Source organism: Streptomyces sp. SCA2-17 (assembly GCF_044336695.1).
Genome location: NZ_CP117521.1, coordinates 4,634,307 through 4,651,120, shown reverse-complemented (window position 1 = coordinate 4,651,120; position 16,814 = coordinate 4,634,307). Strand labels below are relative to the sequence as shown.

Sequence of the window (16,814 nt, the reverse complement as noted above, 5' to 3'; positions counted from 1 at the left end):
GCTCTCCAACCAGGTTGAGGCTTCTCCGGGAAATTTGAACTTGCGTTTCACACTGTGAGACGCAAGTATCGTTGCATGGACAACACTGGTGGCGCCTCGAGCGGCGTGGGAGTACTCGACAAGGCGGCTCTGGTGCTGAGCACGCTGGAGTCCGGTCCGGCGACCCTTGCGGGGCTCGTCACGGCCACGGGCCTGGCGCGCCCGACGGCGCACCGCCTGGCGGTGGCGCTGGAGCACCACCGGATGGTGGCGCGGGACATGCAGGGCCGGTTCATCCTCGGCCCGCGGCTGAGCGAGCTGGCGGCCGCGGCGGGCGAGGACCGGCTCCTGGCGACGGCGGGCCCCGTGCTCACCCACCTGCGGGACGTGACGGGCGAGAGCGCGCAGCTCTACCGCCGCCAGGGCGACATGCGCATCTGCGTGGCCGCGGCGGAGCGGCTGTCCGGCCTGCGGGACACGGTGCCGGTGGGCTCCACGCTGCCGATGAAGGCCGGCTCGGCCGCCCAGGTGCTGATGGCGTGGGAGGAGCCGGAGCGGCTGCACCGCGGCCTCCAGGGGGCCCGCTTCACGGCGACGGCGCTCTCGGGTGTGCGGCGCCGGGGCTGGGCGCAGTCGATCGGTGAGCGGGAGCCGGGCGTCGCCTCGGTGTCCGCCCCCGTGCGGGGCCCGTCAAACCGCGTGGTCGCGGCCGTCTCGGTCTCCGGGCCGATCGAGCGCCTCACGCGGCACCCGGGGCGCATGCACGCCCAGGCGGTGCTGGACGCGGCGATGCGCCTCTCGGAGGCACTGCGCCGCAACGGCTGACGGGAGGGGCCGCGTGGGGCGGGCGCGGGGCGCATGAGGCGGCCCGCGCGAGGGCCTCATGCGGCCCGCTCCGCACGGCCCGCCCCATGCGACGGGCAGCTGCCGCCTCATGCGACCCGGCAGCACGCCCCATGCGGCCGCTCCGTGCGCCCGCCCCGTGCGGCTGCCTCATGCGCCCGCCTCAGGCACCCGCCCCCGCGCGCCCGCCCCATGCGGCTGCCTCAGGCAGCCGCCTCGCCGCCGGTGCTCGCGAACCGTTCTGCTGCGCGTTCGCCGCGCCTGCCGACCGGCTCGATGCCGTAGGCCTTGCCGAGCCCGGTTTCCGGCATGCCGGAGTAGATCGACTCGTACGAGCCGGCCGGCACGACGTACGTCTCGTGCCAGATGCCGACGGCCCCCTCGCTGTCCCGCGCGCGGCGGTTGAACGCCGTCCACGCGGGGCGGTGCTCTTTGCTCCGGTCCGCGGCGTAGGCGAGCAGCTTCTCGCGGGATTCCCAGTACTGGATGACGGCGCGGTCCCTCGGTCCGCTCGCGAACAGCCGGGAGCCCAGCAGTCCGCTGTGCTCGTCGCGCGCGAGCTCCTTGAGCATCCGCGGCATCGCGAGGAGGGTGGGCACCCAGTGACGTACCGCCCGCCAGCGGTTGACCCGCATCCCGATCAGGAAGACGACCACGTCTCCGTCGGCTGCGGCGGTGACCCGTCCCGGTATCGGCTGTGCGCTCATGAGAACACTCCCCCAGTCATTGGATAGCGTCGCTATCCATGCTTGGATAGTGCCACTCTCCAAAGAAGGGCGCAAGAGGACATGCGACTGGCCGAGCTGAGCGAACGCAGTGGCGTGTCCACCGCCACGATCAAGTACTACTTGCGCGAAGGGCTGCTCCAGCCCGGCCGCAGGGTCTCCGCCACCCAGGCCGAGTACGACGACGCGCACGTCCGCCGGCTGCGCCTGGTGCGGGCCCTGATCCAGCTGGGCAAGGTGCCGGTGGCCACCGCACGCGAGGTCATCGCCGCCGCGGAGGACGAGTCCCTGGACCACCATCTGAGACTCGGCGCGGCCACGTGGGCCCTGCCGACCGGGCCGGAGCCCGACGAGGACGACCCCGAGGTCGCCGCGGCGGGCCGCACGGTGACCGCCCTGCTGGAGCACGTCGGCTGGCGGCACGACCAAGAGCTCGGGGAGCTGTCCCCCGCCTACCGCACGCTGGTCGCGGCGGTTGCCGCGCTCAGGCGCCTCGGTTACCCGTGCGGTGCCGCGCACCTGCTGCCCTACGCACGGCTCGCCGCGCAGCTGGCGGTCACGGACCTGGACCTGGTCGAGGAGCAGCCCACGGAGGCCGGGCAGATCGAGGCGGCGGTCGCGCTGACGGTCCTCTACGAGCCGGTGCTGCTGAGCCTGCGCCGCCTCGCGCACGCCGAGGAGTCCGCACGGCGCTTCACGGGCGACGACGGGGCCGACGGCGCCGCCGGGGCATGAGGCCGGAGGCCCATGGGCTCCACAGCGCCTCAGGCGACCTCCGGGCCGGGCAGGCGCCTCGCCTTAGGCGACCTCCGGGCCGGGCGGGCTTCCCGCCTCAGGCAGGCCTCACACCCAGGCAAGCCCCGCCCGCCTCATGCGCGCCCCGACCGCAAGCCCGACCGCAAGCGCCTCACGCCCCCGCGCCTTGTGCCCCCGCCCCTTCACAAGCGCTCCGCGTCGCCCGCCCCCGCCACTCTCAGCGTGAGGACCGTCTCCGGGCCCCGTACGTGCAGTTCCAGGGAGTCGCCGAGGGTGCGGGCCAGCCACAGGCCGTCCTCCGCCCCCTGCGCGTCGCCGGGCGGCCGGTAGCCCGCGAAGGGCGGGACATCCGCGTCCCGCCCCAGGCGCCCGCCCTCCCGCTCCGTGCGCCGTAGCTCGTAGACCAAGGCTCCCGGCTCCTCCCACGCCCGCAGCGTGACGCGCGCGCCCTCCCGGGCCAGCAGGTAGGCGGCGGCCTCATGCGCGGCCAGTTCGGCCAGGGCGAGCCGGCCGCCGGTCAGCCCGGCCCCCACGGCCCGTTCGCGGGCGAGACGGCGCAGCACGGACGCGTCCCCCGTGGGCCCCGTGCACGCGGCCGACGGAGGCGCGCATGAGGCGGCCGGCCCCGCCATCGCAGCCGCGTACGCCGCCGGGTCCGCATACGACGCGCACGGGGCCTCCCGCTCGCCGTCCAGGCGGGCGGGATGGGTGGCCAGGGCCGCCTCCGCCACGCCAGCGGGAACGACGCGTGTGTCGTAGGGGCAGACCATCCACACGGGCAGTCCGGCCAGGAGCACGTTGAGCCCGGACTCCATGCGTTTCCACTCGGCGGTCTGGCGGGCGGAGCGGCCGGCCCACACCGGTTCGGCGATCACGCGGGTGCGCCGGCCCGGCCGGGTGCGCCGTTCGTGGTAGCGCAGGAAGGCGGAGACCCGGTCGACGGGGCGGCGGCCGAAGTAGGCGGTCTCGGCGGTGTCGAGGTGGTGGGCGCTCTCGCCCAGGGCCGCGCGCAGCAGCTCGATGTTGGCGGGCGTCGTGGCGGCGAGGACGGGTTCCCCGGCCGCGAGCCCGTCCCGTACGAAGGGCACCGCCATCGCCAGGAACTCCGCGTCGGAGCCGTACAGGCAGGCGTGGTGGACGAACGCGGCCGGGCCGGTGCGGTCAGCAGCCATGCGCGGCCCCCAGCCGCAGGCCCGGCGTGGTGTCCCAGCCGATGAGGGTGATGACCTGGAGCAGGTGGGGCGGCACTCCGGCGAGCTCCACGGTGCAGTGGCGGGCGGCGCGGGCCCGGGCGAAGGTCATGAGCAGCCGCAGCCCGGCGAGGTCCAGGAACTCCACGCGGGACATCTCCAGGCGCAGGTCGCCGCGGACGGAGGCCACCGACTGGAGGGCCTCCCTGAGGTGGCGGTGGGAGTCCGCGTCGACCACCCCTTCGATCCGCAGTCCCGGCGGGCTGACGGTGGCGACGACGGTCAGTTCGGCCGTGCGGACGAGAGGATCCACTTCGACGCTCCTGGAATGGGCCGCTGCGGGGGCGTCCGGCGCGGCGGGCTCTCGGCGGCGGATGTCGTGCGGACGCTGCGGAGGCGCCCCGCCGGCGCCCGAACTCCTCGGCGGGCAGGGCTCCGTGGCGCGGCGGGACCGGCACCGGCCGCCGCTGGGATGGGCCATGGGGGGATTATCGGGCCGGGCCGGTGTGCGCGGAAGGCCGCATGAAAAAATGCCCCCCGCGTATGCGGGAGGCATTCTCTCCTGTGGTACCCCCGACCGGATTCGAACCGGCGCTACCGCCTTGAGAGGGCGGCGTGCTAGGCCGCTACACAACGGGGGCCTGCTTTTATTTTGCTTTTGCAGACTCAAAAAGCAATCTGCGCTGGGCTACCAGGACTCGAACCTAGACTAAATGAACCAGAATCACTCGTGCTGCCAATTACACCATAGCCCATGGTGGTTTTATAACCAGTACCCCCGACCGGATTCGAACCGGCGCTACCGCCTTGAGAGGGCGGCGTGCTAGGCCGCTACACAACGGGGGCCCTAGCGATCTCCGTCAGGTCCCCCTGAGTGGAAATCTGTACCCCCGACCGGATTCGAACCGGCGCTACCGCCTTGAGAGGGCGGCGTGCTAGGCCGCTACACAACGGGGGCTTGCACTTCGCTTTTGCGCTTTCGCGCGCTTCTACTTTATCAGTAGTTTTGCGAGAGAATTTCGGCGAAGAATTTCTCTTGCTGGGGTACCAGGACTCGAACCTAGACTAAGGGAACCAGAAACCCTCGTGCTGCCAATTACACCATACCCCACCGTAACTCCACCCCCCTCAGGGGGTCTTGTCCGGCTTGCGCCCTCCGCTCCGGCCTCTCGGCCCTCTCGGGCGGCGCAGGAAGAACATTACCCGAAGGAGGACGGGGCGCCAAAATCGATAGACGCTCCTGTGCGGACGCCACGGGGCCCGGCAGCCCCGGGAGAGGCTGCCGGGCCCCGTGCGGGCCGTGCGTCAGCGGTGATCAGGCGGTGATCAGGCGGTGATCAGGCGATGATCACGCGGCGAGCTTCGCCAGCGCCGCGTCCACGCGGGCGAGCGTGCGCTCGCGCCCCAGGATCTCCAGGGACTCGAACAGCGGCAGGCCGACCGTACGGCCGGTGACGGCGACACGGACCGGCGCCTGGGCCTTGCCGAGCTTCAGGCCGTGTTCCTCGCCCGCGGCGACGACGGCGGCCTTGATGGCCTCGGGGGTCCACTCGGCGTCGGCCAGCTTGGCGCGGGCCGTGCGCAGCAGGGCGTCCGAGCCCTCCTTCATCGCCTTGGCCCAGGACGCCTCGTCCTCGGCCGGCTCGTCGAGGAAGAGGAAGTCGACGTTGGCGGTGATGTCGGAGAGGACCGTGAGGCGGGTCTGGGCGTGGGGCGCGATGGCCTCCCAGGCGGCCCGGTCGAAGGCCTCGGGCGCCCAGGGGGCGTGGGGCGCCTGCAGCCAGGGCTCGCAGGCCTCGGCGAACGCCTTCACGTCCAGCTGCCGGATGTGGTCGGCGTTGATCGCCTCGGCCTTCTTGAGGTCGAAGCGGGCCGGGTTGGCGTTGACGTCCCTGATGTCGAAGGCCGCGACCATCTCGTCCATCGAGAAGATGTCCTGGTCGGCGGAGAGCGACCAGCCGAGCAGCGAGAGGTAATTGAGCAGGCCCGCCGGGAGGAAGCCGCGCTCCCGGTAGAGGTTGAGGGAGGCCTGCGGGTCGCGCTTGGAGAGCTTCTTGTTGCCCTCGCCCATCACGTACGGCAGGTGGCCGAACTCCGGGACGGTCTTGGCGACGCCCAGCTCGATCAGCGCCTTGTAGAGGGCGATCTGCCGGGGCGTGGAGGAGAGCAGGTCCTCGCCGCGCAGGACGTGGGTGATCTCCATCAGCGCGTCGTCGACGGGGTTGACCAGCGTGTAGAGCGGCGCGCCGTTGGCCCGGACGATGCCGTAGTCCGGCACGTTCTCCGGGGTGAAGGTCAGCTCGCCGCGGACGACGTCGGTGAAGGTGATGGCCTCGTCGGGCATCCGGAAGCGCACGATGGAGGCGCGGCCCTCGGCCTCGTACGCCGCCTGCTGCTCGGGCGTGACGACGCGGCACTTGCCGTCGTAGCCGGAGGGGCGGCCGGCGGCGCGGGCGGCCTCGCGGCGCTCGTCGAGCTCCTCGGCGGTGCAGTAGCAGCGGTACGCGTAGCCGCCGTCCAGGAGCTTCTGCGCGACGTCCCGGTAGATGTCCATGCGCTGCGACTGGCGGTACGGCGCGTGGGGGCCGCCGATCTCGGGGCCCTCGTCCCAGTCGAAGCCCAGCCAGCGCATCGAGTCGAGGAGCTGCTCGTACGACTCCTCGGAGTCGCGCGCCGCGTCGGTGTCCTCGATGCGGAAGACCAGGGTGCCGCCGTGGTGGCGGGCGAACGCCCAGTTGAAGAGGGCGGTCCGGACCAGGCCCACGTGGGGGTTGCCGGTCGGGGAGGGACAGAAACGTACGCGGACGTTCGCGTTAGCCACGCTTGATCACCTTGTTGGTGAGAGTGCCGATGCCTTCGATGGTGACGGCGACCTCGTCGCCGACGTTGAGCGGTCCGACTCCGGCCGGGGTGCCCGTGAGGACGACGTCGCCGGGGAGCAGCGTCATCGCCTCGGTGATGTGGACGATCAGGTCCTCGATGGAGCGCACCATGTCGGCCGTGCGGCCCAGCTGGCGCTGTTCGCCGTTGACCGTGCACATGATCCCGAGGTCGCCCGGGTCGAGCTCGGTCTCGATCCAGGGGCCGAGGGGGCAGGAGGTGTCGAAGCCCTTGGCGCGGGCCCACTGCTTCTCGCGCTGCTGGGCGTCGCGCGCGGTGACGTCGTTGGCGCAGGTGTAGCCGAGGATGACGTCCTTGACGCGCTCGCGCGGGACCTCGCGGCACATGCGGCCGATGACGACGGCCAGCTCGGCCTCGTGGTGCAGCTCGCTGGAGAAGGAGGGGTACTCGATGGCGGCGCCGGGGCCGATCACCGAGGTGGAGGGCTTGAGGAAGGCCACGGGGAGGTCGCCGACCTCGTTGCCGAGCTCGGCGGCGTGCTCCGCGTAGTTGCGGCCGATGGCCACGACCTTGCTGGGCAGGACGGGCGGGAGCAGCCGGACCTTGTCCAGCGGGACCTTCGTCCCGGAGCGCTCGAAGTCGCCGTAGGGGATGCCCTTGATGATGTCGAGGACGGGGCCGCCTTCTGTGGCGGCATCCCCCTCCACGACGCCGTAGCCGACGTTGCCGTCGATGGAGAACCTGGCGATGCGCACGGGAAGCTTTTGCCCCTATCTGATCCGGCCGGAGTCTGACACCCCAGGCTATCGCGGGGGCCGCCGGGTCACCCGTGCGCGCCGGTGTGCCCGCCGCGGGGGCGGGTCCGGAACCGGGCCGGGGCAGCGGCCCCGGCCCGCAAGCGGGCTCAGTCCTGCGGGAGGACGATGACGGGGGCCGTCATCAGCACGGTGCGGCGCGGGTTCGCGGTGACCTGCGGGAGCTCGGTGGCGTGGGCGACGGCCTCGGCGATCCGCAGGGAGGCGCTGTCGTCGAGGTGGACGAGCGTCGTGCGGCGCGGGTTGGCGGTCTTGCGGTTCGCCTTCGGGGTCGCGTTCCGGGACGTCAGCTTCGTCGTCGTGGTCTTCACTTGCTGCCTCGCGGTGTCGTGGTGCGCTGGTCGTTCTCGCGGCTGTGTAAAGGACCAGGCTAGGCGCGCCTATCCCCACGCGTCCGCGGGTGAAGTCCTGAGTTGCTTGTGAGTTTGCTCACGAGTGCGCCGAAATATGCCGCAAACCGGACGGCAGTTCGGCGCTCGCGAAACGGACATTGCAGGGCTGAACCTGACGTTCCGCTCCTGATCATGGAATCTGGGACACCGGACGAGCTCCCTCGCCGACCCGGCGATCTGTCCGAATAAGCCCCTTATAAAGACCCTGGTCCTCTACGCCCCGTGACGAATTCCGGCACTGAGCGTGATGCCGGAGCCGGTGGGGTGCACCGGCCTTGTTGGAGATCTGGCACTGTGCTGGAATTCCACGGACCGCCAGGGGGCAACCGCGGTCCCCCCACGACTCGACACCGTCCCGTCTTCTACCGGCGGGGCGCCTGGTCCAGAGGTTGCGACGCTAGTGCAGGGACGTTTCAAGAGGGATGGCAGCGCTGCGGCGGAGCCGGAGCCGCGCGGTGCGACCGACCGCGGCCCGTCCGCCGAGGGGCAGGCCGGCGACGGATCCGCCGACCGGCCGCAGGCCACGTCAAAGGCGAAGGCCAAGGCGAACAAGGCCAAGCTGCCGAGCGGGCCGGGCTCACGAATAGCCCTGCGCAACTGGCGCATCAGTACCCGCCTCGTCTCCCTGCTGGCCCTGCCGGTCGTCGCCGCGACGACGCTGGGTGGCCTGCGGATCAACGACGCGCTCACCAACGTCGACCAGCTCGACCACATGAAGCTGCTCACGGACATGACCGGCAAGGCGACCCAGCTCGCCAACGCGCTCCAGGAGGAGCGCGACCGGTCCGCCGGCCCGATGATGGACGGCAACCCCGGCGACGACGCCGTGACCGCGTCGCGGGAGAAGACCAACCAGGCGATCGACGCCTTCAACGGGACCACCCGGGGCGTGAAGCCGACCGACCCGACGATGGTCGGCGTGCAGACCACCCTGGTCGACATCACCCGGCAGCTGAACAAGATCAAGCAGGTCCGGGACGACTCGTTCAAGCCCGGCCAGAGCGACTACATCGCCCGCTCGGTCAACAACTACGACGGCCTGATCAACGCCCTGCTGTCGCTGTCCCAGGACATGGCCCAGGCGACCAGCAACGCCGAAATGATCACCAGCACGCGTGCCCTGGCGACGTTCTCCGCCGCCAAGGAGTACGCGTCGATCCAGCGCGCCGTCATCAGCGCCGCCCTCGCCAACAAGAAGGGCCCGTACCTCTCGCAGAACGACCAGCAGTACGGTCGCGAGGCGTACGACGCGGAGAACGAGGCGATCCGCCGCTTCACCGCCATCCGCGGCGGCGACTCCCAGCAGCTGCTCCAGGCGATCAACGGCGGCAACCCGGACATCACGACCGCCAAGACCTACACCGACCGCGTCTTCACCAAGGCCGACGGCATCAAGAACGAGCCGAAGTCCTACAAGGACTGGTACGACCAGGCCTCGGTCAAGCTCGGCGAGATGTCCAAGATCGAGCAGACCCTGCTCTCCCAGATGGAGCAGAAGGCCCTCGAGCTGCGTGACGACGCCCAGCAGGACGCCATCCTCAACGGTGTCCTGATCATCCTCGTCCTCGGCATCTCGCTCGTCGGCGCCTTCGTCGTGGCCCGCTCCATGGTGCGCTCGCTGCGCCGTCTTCAGGACACCGCCCAGCGAGTCGCCCAGGACCGTCTGCCCGAGCTCGTCAAGCAGCTCTCCGAGACCGACCCGCAGGACGTCGACACGTCCGTCGAGTCCGTCGGCGTGCACAGCCTCGACGAGATCGGCAAGGTGGCCGCGGCCTTCGACGACGTGCACCGCGAGGCCGTCCGCCTCGCCGCCGAGCAGGCCCTTCTGCGGGGCAACGTCAACGCGATGTTCACCAACCTCTCGCGCCGGAGCCAGGGCCTCATCCAGCGTCAGCTCTCGCTCATCTCCGAGCTCGAGAGCCGCGAGGCCGACCCGGACCAGCTGTCCTCGCTGTTCAAGCTCGACCACCTCGCGACCCGCATGCGCCGTAACGGCGAAAACCTCCTCGTCCTCGCGGGCGAGGAGCCGGGCCGCCGGTGGACCCGCCCCGTGCCGCTCGTCGACGTCCTCCGTGCCGCCGCGTCCGAGGTGGAGCAGTACGAGCGCATCGAGCTGAGCGGTGTGCCGCCGACCGAGGTCGCCGGCCGCGTCGTCAACGACCTCGTGCACCTCCTCGCCGAGCTGCTCGAGAACGCGACGTCGTTCTCCTCCCCGCAGACCAAGGTCAAGGTCACCGGTCACGCCCTGCCCGACGGGCGGGTGCTGGTCGAGATCCACGACACCGGCATCGGTCTCTCCCAGGAGGACCTCGCCTCCATCAACGAGCGGCTCGCCAGCCCGCCGACCGTGGACGTCTCGGTCTCGCGGCGCATGGGTCTGTTCGTGGTCGGCCGCCTGTCCCTGCGACACGGCATCCGCATCCAGCTCCGGCCGTCCGACTCCGGCGGTACGACCGCGCTCGTCATGCTGCCGGTCGACGTCGCCCAGGGCGGCAAGAAGCCGATGCCCGGCGCCGTGCCCCCGGCCGGCGGCAACGGTGCGCCCGGCGCTCCGGGCGGCAACCCCGGCCTCGCGGCCTCCGCCCCGCGCCGGCAGGTGCCGGCCGGCGGCGGGCAGCAGCGCCCCGCGCTGCCCCCGCGCCAGGGTGCGCCCGACGGCGGCCTGCCCGCGCGCCCCGCCCCGGCGCCCGGCGGCAACAACCCCGCCGCGGGCAGCCTCTTCGACACCACGCCGCGCGGTGGTGCGGCGCCGGCGCCCGCCCAGGGTGCCGGCGGCCGCCCCGCGCTGCCGACCCGTGGCAACGGCGGCCCCGCCGCGGTGCCGCCGCCCGCGCCCCAGGCGGGCACGCCTCAGGCGGGCAAGGGCGGCCGCCGCAAGCAGCAGCCCGCGCAGCCGAACCAGCAGGGCGGCCGCCCCGGTCAGCCGGGTCAGAACGGCCAGAACGGCCAGTCCGGTCGTGGCAACGGCGCCGGCGCCGGCGAGCTTCCGGCCCGTCAGGCCCCGAGCTGGGGCAGCGAGCAGCCCTCCGGCGCGCCCAAGGCGCCCCAGGCCCCGAAGGCGCCCGCCGCCCCCGTGGACGACTGGCCGGTCGCCGGCAACAACTCGTCGCGCTCCGCGCAGGACACGCCGCGCGGTCACGAGGACGTCGAGCGCACGGGGCAGTTCCCCGCGCCCCAGGCCGCGCCCCGCCCGGCCCTGCCGAGCGCCGGTCCCGGCGACACCGCCGAGTTCCCGGCGATCGGTGCGGGTCCGGACGCGTCCGGCGGCACGGGGCAGTTCGAGCGCCCGCGCCCCGTCGACGCCCCGAACAGCACGTCGGGCCAGTTCGCCCGCCCCATGCAGGGCGACACGCCCAGCAGCACCTCGGGCCAGTACGAGCGCCCCGCCCTCGGCGAGGCACCCGGCAGCACGTCCGGCCAGTTCGCCCGCCCCGTGCAGGGCGACACACCCGGCAGCACCTCCGGCCAGTACGAGCGCCCCATGCAGGGCGACGCGCCGAACAGCACCTCCGGCCAGTACCCCCAGCCGGGTGCCGACGAGGATCCGCTGACCAGCACCACCGGTCAGTTCGCCCGCCCGGCGCTGCGTGAGGCCGGGCACAGCTCGCCGCTGTTCGAGGAGCTGGAGTCCAACTGGTTCCGGGGCACCGCCGAGGAGCAGGCCGCCGCGCCGGAGCAGGCCGCGCAGGCCCAGGCCCCGTCCACGGACAGCCTTCCGAAGCGTCAGCCGAGCCGGTCCCTCCAGGACCCGGAGCGCGGTCCGCTCGGCGACATGCCGCGGGCCCCGCAGGCAGGCCGGCCGGTCCGCCCCTCGCAGGCCCGCCCCGTCCCGCAGACCCGCCAGGCGCCCCAGGCCCAGCAGCCCGCGGCCGACAACTGGCGCCAGTCCCCCAACGACGAGCGCTGGCGCCGGGCCGAGCAGGTCCGCGAGCCCGCCTCGGGCGGCACCACCGCCTCCGGCCTGCCGCGCCGCGTGCCGCGCGCGAACCTCGTCGACGGCACCGCGGAGACCCAGGCGGTCCCGCAGGTCGGCCCGCAGGTCTCGCGTGCGCCCGACGACGTGCGCGGCCGTCTGACCAACCTCCGCCGGGGCATCCAGCAGGGGCGTCAGGCCGGCAACACCTCGACCACGGGCAACCACAACGTTGACCCCACCTACCAGCAGGAGCGTTAGTTGAGTCCGATGAGCCAGGCGGCGCAGAACCTGAACTGGTTGATCACCAGTTTCGTGGAGAACACCCCAGGGGTGTCCCACACGGTCGTGGTCTCCGCCGACGGACTCCTTCTGGCGATGTCCGAAGGGTTCCCGAGGGACCGCGCCGACCAGCTGGCGGCCGTGGCCTCCGGCCTGACCTCGCTGACCGCCGGAGCCTCCCGCATCTTCGAGGGCGGGCCCGTCAACCAGACCGTGGTGGAGATGGAGCGCGGCTTCCTCTTCATCATGTCCGTCTCCGACGGTTCTTCGCTGGCCGTGCTGGCGCACCCCGAGTGCGACATCGGCCTCGTCGGCTACGAGATGGCCCTCCTCGTCGACCGCGCGGGCAACGTCCTCACCCCGGACCTCCGCGCCGAGCTCCAGGGCAGTCTGCTGAACTGACCGATGTTTACCGCCGATCCCGTCCGACCGTACGGCCGAAAACCCCCCACCGGCCCGCGCCCGACGGCATTATTGCCAGTCCTGCTGTCCCGTCCGGAGGATTCATGACCCCGCCCGCCTCGCCCGGCCCGTACGGCGCCTCTCATCATGCGCCGTACGGGAGTGAAGGCGAAGAGCCGCTGATCCGCCCCTACGCCATGACGGGCGGCCGCACCCGGCCCCGCTACCAGCTCGCCATCGAGGCGCTGGTCAGCTCCACGGCCGACCCGGCCGTGCTCGGGACCCTGCTCCCCGAGCACCAGCGCATCTGCCACCTGTGCCGCGAGGTCAAGTCGGTCGCCGAGGTCTCGGCGCTGCTGAACATGCCGCTCGGCGTGGCGCGCATCCTCGTCGCGGACCTGGCGGAGGCCGGCATGGTGGCGATCCACCAGCCGGGCGGCAGCGGAGAGTCCGGCGGGACGCCGGACGTGACACTGCTCGAAAGGGTTCTCAGTGGACTTCGGAAGCTCTAGCGGAGGGATGGGTGGTGGCGGCACGGGCCGTTCCACCACCTCCGCGAAGATCGTGGTGGCGGGCGGCTTCGGCGTGGGCAAGACCACGTTCGTCGGCGCGGTCTCGGAAATCAGTCCGCTGCGCACCGAAGCCGTCATGACCTCCGCCTCGGCGGGGATCGACGATCTGAGCCACGTTCAGGACAAGACCACGACGACCGTGGCGATGGATTTCGGCCGTATCACCCTTGATGACGACCTGATCCTCTATCTGTTCGGTACGCCGGGCCAGGACCGTTTCTGGTTCATGTGGGACGACCTGGTCCGCGGTGCCATCGGCGCCGTGGTCCTGGTCGACACCCGCCGTCTCGCCGACTGCTTCCCCGCGGTCGACTACTTCGAGAACAGCGGCCTGCCCTTCGTCATCGCCCTCAACGGCTTCGACGGGCACCAGCCCTACGCTCCCGAAGAGGTCCGCGAGGCGCTCCAGATCGGGCCGGACACGCCGATCATCACCACCGACGCCCGCCACCGCAACGAGGCGAAGAGCGCTCTGATCACTTTGGTCGAGCACGCTCTGATGGCCCGGCTCAAGTAGCTCTTCGGTGGCTGTTCGTCAGAAACTTCCGGCACGTCACGCGTCACGCACATTGCCCGCTACGGCACTGCCGCGGGGCTGTGGCATTGGACACGACCCGGCCCGGAGTTCATAACGTTTCGACAGAGAATCGGCCGGACGCGGCAACAGACCGCGTTCGGCCGGTTTCACTCTGCGCACATGTCGCCCGCCATTTGGCGCCGCTCGCTCTTAATGCCCGTTTTATGTCGGGCAAATCGAGTGGCCTGGCGGGAGCCCCCGCTGTTTGGAATGCGCACCCCCGACGTGCTGGAATTCCAGGAACTGAGCAGTAACGGCCCAGTTCGAAAAACGGCACACACCCCGGGTGCCGACGCCGAGAGGTTTTGGTCGAGTGACGCGCAGAAAGACGGGCGCCGCACAGCAGACGCAGGACGGGCGAGGCAACTTCACTCCCCCGTCACGCGCAGCGGTGCCGCCTTCGGCTTCCCCTGCTTCCAGCGTGCCCGAGACCCCGGCTCCCGCCGCGGGCTCCGGCGGCCGGTTCTCCCCCCGCAACTGGCGGGTGCCCGTCCGGCTGAACGCGATCCTGCTCATCCCCGTGATCGTGGCCCTCGTCTTCGGCGGCCTCGACGTCAAGGGATCGGTCGACACCTGGCAGGAGGCGAAGGACGCCGCGAACACCGCGCGAGTGGTGCGGGCCGCGGCCACCTACGCCCACGCGGTGATCGACGAGCGCGACCTGACGGCCAAGCCGCTCCTCACGGATGACCGCGAGAACCCGGTCATCAAGAAGACCCAGGACGCGACGGACGCCGCCCGCGCGGAGTTCGACAAGACCGTCAAGAACATGCCGGACACGGCGTCGCTGCGCCGCCGCATGAAGCTCTTCCGCGAGGCCGAGGCCACCCTGCCCGAGCTGCGGAAGGCCGCCTACACGGCGAAGCTGTCCGGCGTGAAGACCGAGGACGGCTACGGCGCCATCCAGCGTCCCCTCATGGCCTTCGCCAACGAGCTGGGCGCCGGTCTGGGCACCGACAGCGTCGCCTCGTACGGCCGCATGGTCTACGCCGTCTCGCTGGCCAAGGCCGCCGAGTCGCTGCAGCGCTCCATCGGCGTCCACCTGCTCGTCGAGAAGAACGCCGACCCGAAGGAGCAGCAGCTCCAGCGGACGTCGTTCTCCTCCTACTACTTCCTCGAGTACATCGCCCGCGCCGAGTACGACGCGAGCGGCACCGAGGACGACATCAGCCGGCTCAACGACGCCATCGCCACCAAGGCGAAGTCGTCGGAGCAGGAGAAGATCGCCGGCGCGATCATGGCCGGCAAGACGCAGAAGCAGCTGGAGACCGCGGGCATCACGGCCGACAGCTGGCTGGACGCCTCCACGGCGAAGTTCGACGCGTACCGCTCGGTCGAGGCGTACCTGACCGACAAGGCGGTGGACGAGGCCGAGAAGATCTCCTCCGACGCCCAGCGCGACGCGATCGTCAACTCCTCGATCATGATCGTGGCCCTGCTGCTCGCGTTCTTCGTGGCCGGCATGATGGCCCGCTCCATGAGCCGCAACATGCGGCACCTGCGGCGCGCCGCCTTCGACGTGGCCGAGCAGCGCCTGCCGGCCCTGGTCGACCAGCTGTCGCGGACCGACCCGGGCCGGGTCGACACCCGCGTCCAGCCGATCCCGATCACCACCCGGGACGAGATCGGCGAGGTCGCCCGCGCCTTCGACCAGGTCCACCGCGAGGCCGTCCGGCTCGCCGCCGAGCAGGCCCTGCTCCGTGGCAACGTCAACGCGATCTTCACCAACCTCTCGCGCCGCAACCAGAGCCTCATCGAGGGTCAGCTGACCCTGATCACCGAGCTCGAGGAGCACGAGGCGGACCCGGACCAGCTGGAGAACCTCTTCCGCCTGGACCACCTGGCCACCCGTATGCGCCGCAACGGCGAGAACCTCCTGGTCCTCGCCGGCGAGGAGCCCGGCCGCAGCTGGGACCAGCCGGTCCCGCTGGTGGACGTGCTGCGCGCCGCCTCCTCCGAGGTGGAGGCCTACGAGCGCATCGAGCTCTCGGGCGTCCCGGAGGCGGACATCCACGGCCTCGCCGTGACCGACCTCGTGCACCTGCTGGCCGAGCTCCTGGAGAACGCCACCACGTTCTCCTCCCCGCACACCAAGGTGCGCGTCACCGCGACGCGGCTGCCCGACGGCCGCGTGATGGTCGAGATCCACGACAAGGGCATCGGCCTGACCGCCGAGGACTTCGCGGACATCAACCACAAGCTGGCCAACCCGCCGACGGTGGACGCCGCGATCTCCCAGCGCATGGGCCTGTTCGTGGTCGGCCGCCTGGCCGGGCGGCACGGCATCCGGGTTCAGCTGCGCCCCTCGGGCGAGCAGGCCGGCACGACCTCGCTGGTCATGCTGCCGGACCGGATCACCCACGGTGGCGGTGGCGAGGACGAGCCGTCCCCCGACAGCTTCACGGTCTCGCAGATGGTCCCGGAGCAGCCGCAGCAGCCGCAGGCCGCTCAGGCGCCCGCCATGGGCCGCATGCGGACGGCGGCGGAGCTGGGCTTCGACGACTCCCGCTACGAGCAGCAGGGCGGCACGGCGAGCCCCGCGCTGGACCCGGTGAACCGTTCGCGGCTCCGCGAGGAGCGGCGCGCGGCGCTGGAGGCCGCGGCGGACAACCGCCCGCTGTTCCGCGACGAGGTGCCCCAGCAGCACGAGCAGCAGCCCTACGAGCAGCAGCAGGCGCAGTTCGACCAGCAGCAGCCGTACGAGCAGCAGGGTCACCAGCACACCGAGCAGTTCCCGGCGATCGGCGACCAGCCGTACGAGGAGCCGTACGGCGAGTCCTACGACCGCTCGTACGAGCAGCAGCCGCAGCAGGGCTACCAGGACTCCGGTTACCCGGAGCAGGAGTACGCCGAGCAGGGCTACGCGGACTCCGGTTACCCGCAGCAGCAGCCGTACGGGGAGACCACCGGTCAGACCCGGAGCGACGTCTGGCAGCAGCCTGGTACGTACCAGGACGGCGTACAGCAGGGTTACGGTGCGGATTCGGAATCACTGCCGCCCGCTGACACGGCGCAGCCCGAGCGCGTAGAGTTCGACCGTCCGGGCCCCGCTTCGAGCGGCTCCCACTCGCTGACCGGGTCCGGTCTGCCGCGCCGCGCGACGCAGTGGCAGCAGTCCGAGTCTGTCGAAGAGGCCGCGGGGGCCGGCGAACCGGAGCAGCCCCAGCAGGACGTCCCACAGCAGCCTCACGAGGGTGACAACCCCGACTGGCGATCGGAGAACGACGAGCGCTGGCAGCGTGCCGAGCAGCTCCGGGATCCGAAGGCCGGTGGAGTGACCCCTTCCGGACTGCCCCGCCGAGTGCCCAAGGCCAATCTGATCGAGGGCAAGGCGGCGCAGACGCCGCAGGGCGGACCCCAGATATCCCGTGCCCCTGAGGACGTACGCGGCCGGCTGAGCAATCTCCGCCGCGGCGTCCAGCAGGGGCGCACCGAGGGGGCCGACAGCGGTTCGGCCACCCCTTCGCAGCATGAGCAACACGACCAGGGCTTCGGCCCCGGCGGCACCTACGATCAGGAGCGTTAGT

The 16,814-nt window shown here is 71.6% G+C and carries 13 protein-coding genes and 5 tRNA genes; 7 read left to right on the top strand and 11 right to left on the bottom strand.

Going from position 1 to position 16,814, the window contains the following annotated elements; all coding sequences use genetic code 11:
• Positions 1 to 75 precede the first annotated feature (75 nt).
• On the top strand, positions 76 to 804 hold the full coding sequence (ndgR, locus tag PS271_RS21190) for an IclR family transcriptional regulator NdgR (RefSeq protein ID WP_398383765.1): 729 nt from the start codon (positions 76 to 78) through the stop codon (positions 802 to 804).
• Positions 805 to 1,025: 221 nt separating this feature from the next.
• Here the strand turns inward: ndgR and PS271_RS21185 are convergent, their stop codons facing one another.
• Positions 1,026 to 1,529 carry a DUF4188 domain-containing protein gene (locus tag PS271_RS21185; RefSeq protein WP_398383764.1) on the bottom strand — a complete coding sequence of 168 codons (504 nt, stop codon included), beginning with the start codon at positions 1,527 to 1,529 and terminating at the stop codon, positions 1,026 to 1,028.
• Positions 1,530 to 1,610: 81 nt separating this feature from the next.
• Here PS271_RS21185 and PS271_RS21180 point away from each other — a divergent pair, with 81 nt between their 5' ends.
• Positions 1,611 to 2,282, top strand: a complete 672-nt coding sequence (locus PS271_RS21180; RefSeq protein ID WP_398383763.1) for a MerR family transcriptional regulator — start codon at positions 1,611 to 1,613, stop codon at positions 2,280 to 2,282.
• A 203-nt stretch (positions 2,283 to 2,485) separates the two neighbouring features.
• Here PS271_RS21180 and PS271_RS21175 read toward each other — a convergent pair whose 3' ends face one another.
• The 10 genes from PS271_RS21175 to PS271_RS21130 all read right to left on the bottom strand — a co-directional run bounded on the left by PS271_RS21175 (position 2,486) and on the right by PS271_RS21130 (position 7,460).
• Entirely contained in the window at positions 2,486 to 3,475 is a 990-nt protein-coding gene (locus PS271_RS21175; protein WP_398383762.1) for an anti-sigma factor RsbA family regulatory protein, read from the bottom strand.
• Complete coding sequence (locus PS271_RS21170; protein ID WP_356277851.1) at positions 3,465 to 3,806, bottom strand: STAS domain-containing protein; 342 nt, start codon at positions 3,804 to 3,806, stop codon at positions 3,465 to 3,467. Before PS271_RS21170 ends, PS271_RS21175 begins: the two co-directional genes overlap by 11 nt.
• 252 nt (positions 3,807 to 4,058) lie before the next feature.
• Positions 4,059 to 4,134 (bottom strand) — tRNA-Glu (locus PS271_RS21165).
• A 42-nt stretch (positions 4,135 to 4,176) separates the two neighbouring features.
• A tRNA-Gln gene (locus PS271_RS21160) sits at positions 4,177 to 4,248 on the bottom strand.
• An 18-nt stretch (positions 4,249 to 4,266) separates the two neighbouring features.
• Positions 4,267 to 4,339, bottom strand: a tRNA-Glu gene (locus PS271_RS21155).
• Between the two features lie 39 nt (positions 4,340 to 4,378).
• Positions 4,379 to 4,451, bottom strand: a tRNA-Glu gene (locus PS271_RS21150).
• Between the two features lie 81 nt (positions 4,452 to 4,532).
• Positions 4,533 to 4,604: transfer RNA gene (locus PS271_RS21145), tRNA-Gln, on the bottom strand.
• A gap of 237 nt (positions 4,605 to 4,841) precedes the next feature.
• On the bottom strand, positions 4,842 to 6,314 hold the full coding sequence (gene gltX / locus PS271_RS21140) for a glutamate--tRNA ligase (protein ID WP_398383761.1): 1,473 nt from the start codon (positions 6,312 to 6,314) through the stop codon (positions 4,842 to 4,844).
• A complete protein-coding gene (locus tag PS271_RS21135) occupies positions 6,307 to 7,089 on the bottom strand; it encodes a fumarylacetoacetate hydrolase family protein (protein ID WP_398383760.1) in 783 nt (260 codons plus the stop codon). The genes gltX and PS271_RS21135 overlap by 8 nt, the downstream gene beginning before the upstream one ends.
• Positions 7,090 to 7,238: 149 nt before the next feature.
• A complete protein-coding gene (locus PS271_RS21130) occupies positions 7,239 to 7,460 on the bottom strand; it encodes a hypothetical protein (RefSeq protein ID WP_398383758.1) in 222 nt (73 codons plus the stop codon).
• A 481-nt stretch (positions 7,461 to 7,941) separates the two neighbouring features.
• Between PS271_RS21130 and PS271_RS21125 the strand changes: the two genes are divergently transcribed.
• The 5 genes from PS271_RS21125 to PS271_RS21105 all read left to right on the top strand — a co-directional run bounded on the left by PS271_RS21125 (position 7,942) and on the right by PS271_RS21105 (position 16,813).
• A complete protein-coding gene (locus PS271_RS21125; RefSeq protein ID WP_398383756.1) occupies positions 7,942 to 11,715 on the top strand; it encodes a sensor histidine kinase in 3,774 nt (1,257 codons plus the stop codon).
• Positions 11,716 to 11,724: 9 nt separating this feature from the next.
• Positions 11,725 to 12,138 (top strand): roadblock/LC7 domain-containing protein, encoded by a 414-nt coding sequence (locus tag PS271_RS21120; RefSeq protein ID WP_190022198.1) that lies wholly within the window; start codon positions 11,725 to 11,727, stop codon positions 12,136 to 12,138.
• Between the two features lie 104 nt (positions 12,139 to 12,242).
• On the top strand, positions 12,243 to 12,650 hold the full coding sequence (locus PS271_RS21115) for a DUF742 domain-containing protein (protein WP_030370003.1): 408 nt from the start codon (positions 12,243 to 12,245) through the stop codon (positions 12,648 to 12,650).
• The gene (locus PS271_RS21110) at positions 12,631 to 13,227 is read left to right on the top strand and encodes a GTP-binding protein (RefSeq protein WP_120753884.1); all 597 of its coding nucleotides are present in this window, start codon (positions 12,631 to 12,633) and stop codon (positions 13,225 to 13,227) included. Before PS271_RS21115 ends, PS271_RS21110 begins: the two co-directional genes overlap by 20 nt.
• A gap of 373 nt (positions 13,228 to 13,600) precedes the next feature.
• Entirely contained in the window at positions 13,601 to 16,813 is a 3,213-nt protein-coding gene (locus PS271_RS21105) for a sensor histidine kinase (RefSeq protein ID WP_398383753.1), read from the top strand.
• Position 16,814: the final 1 nt, after the last annotated feature.

Bases quoted from the DNA above. Each gene is read 5' to 3' on its own strand.
- ndgR (WP_398383765.1), top strand. From the start codon at position 76: ATGGACAACACTGGTGGCGCCTCGAGCGGCGTGGGAGTACTCGACAAG.
- PS271_RS21185 (WP_398383764.1), bottom strand. From the start codon at position 1,529: ATGAGCGCACAGCCGATACCGGGACGGGTCACCGCCGCAGCCGACGGA.
- PS271_RS21180 (WP_398383763.1), top strand. From the start codon at position 1,611: ATGCGACTGGCCGAGCTGAGCGAACGCAGTGGCGTGTCCACCGCCACG.
- PS271_RS21175 (WP_398383762.1), bottom strand. From the start codon at position 3,475: ATGGCTGCTGACCGCACCGGCCCGGCCGCGTTCGTCCACCACGCCTGC.
- PS271_RS21120 (WP_190022198.1), top strand. From the start codon at position 11,725: ATGAGCCAGGCGGCGCAGAACCTGAACTGGTTGATCACCAGTTTCGTG.
- PS271_RS21115 (WP_030370003.1), top strand. From the start codon at position 12,243: ATGACCCCGCCCGCCTCGCCCGGCCCGTACGGCGCCTCTCATCATGCG.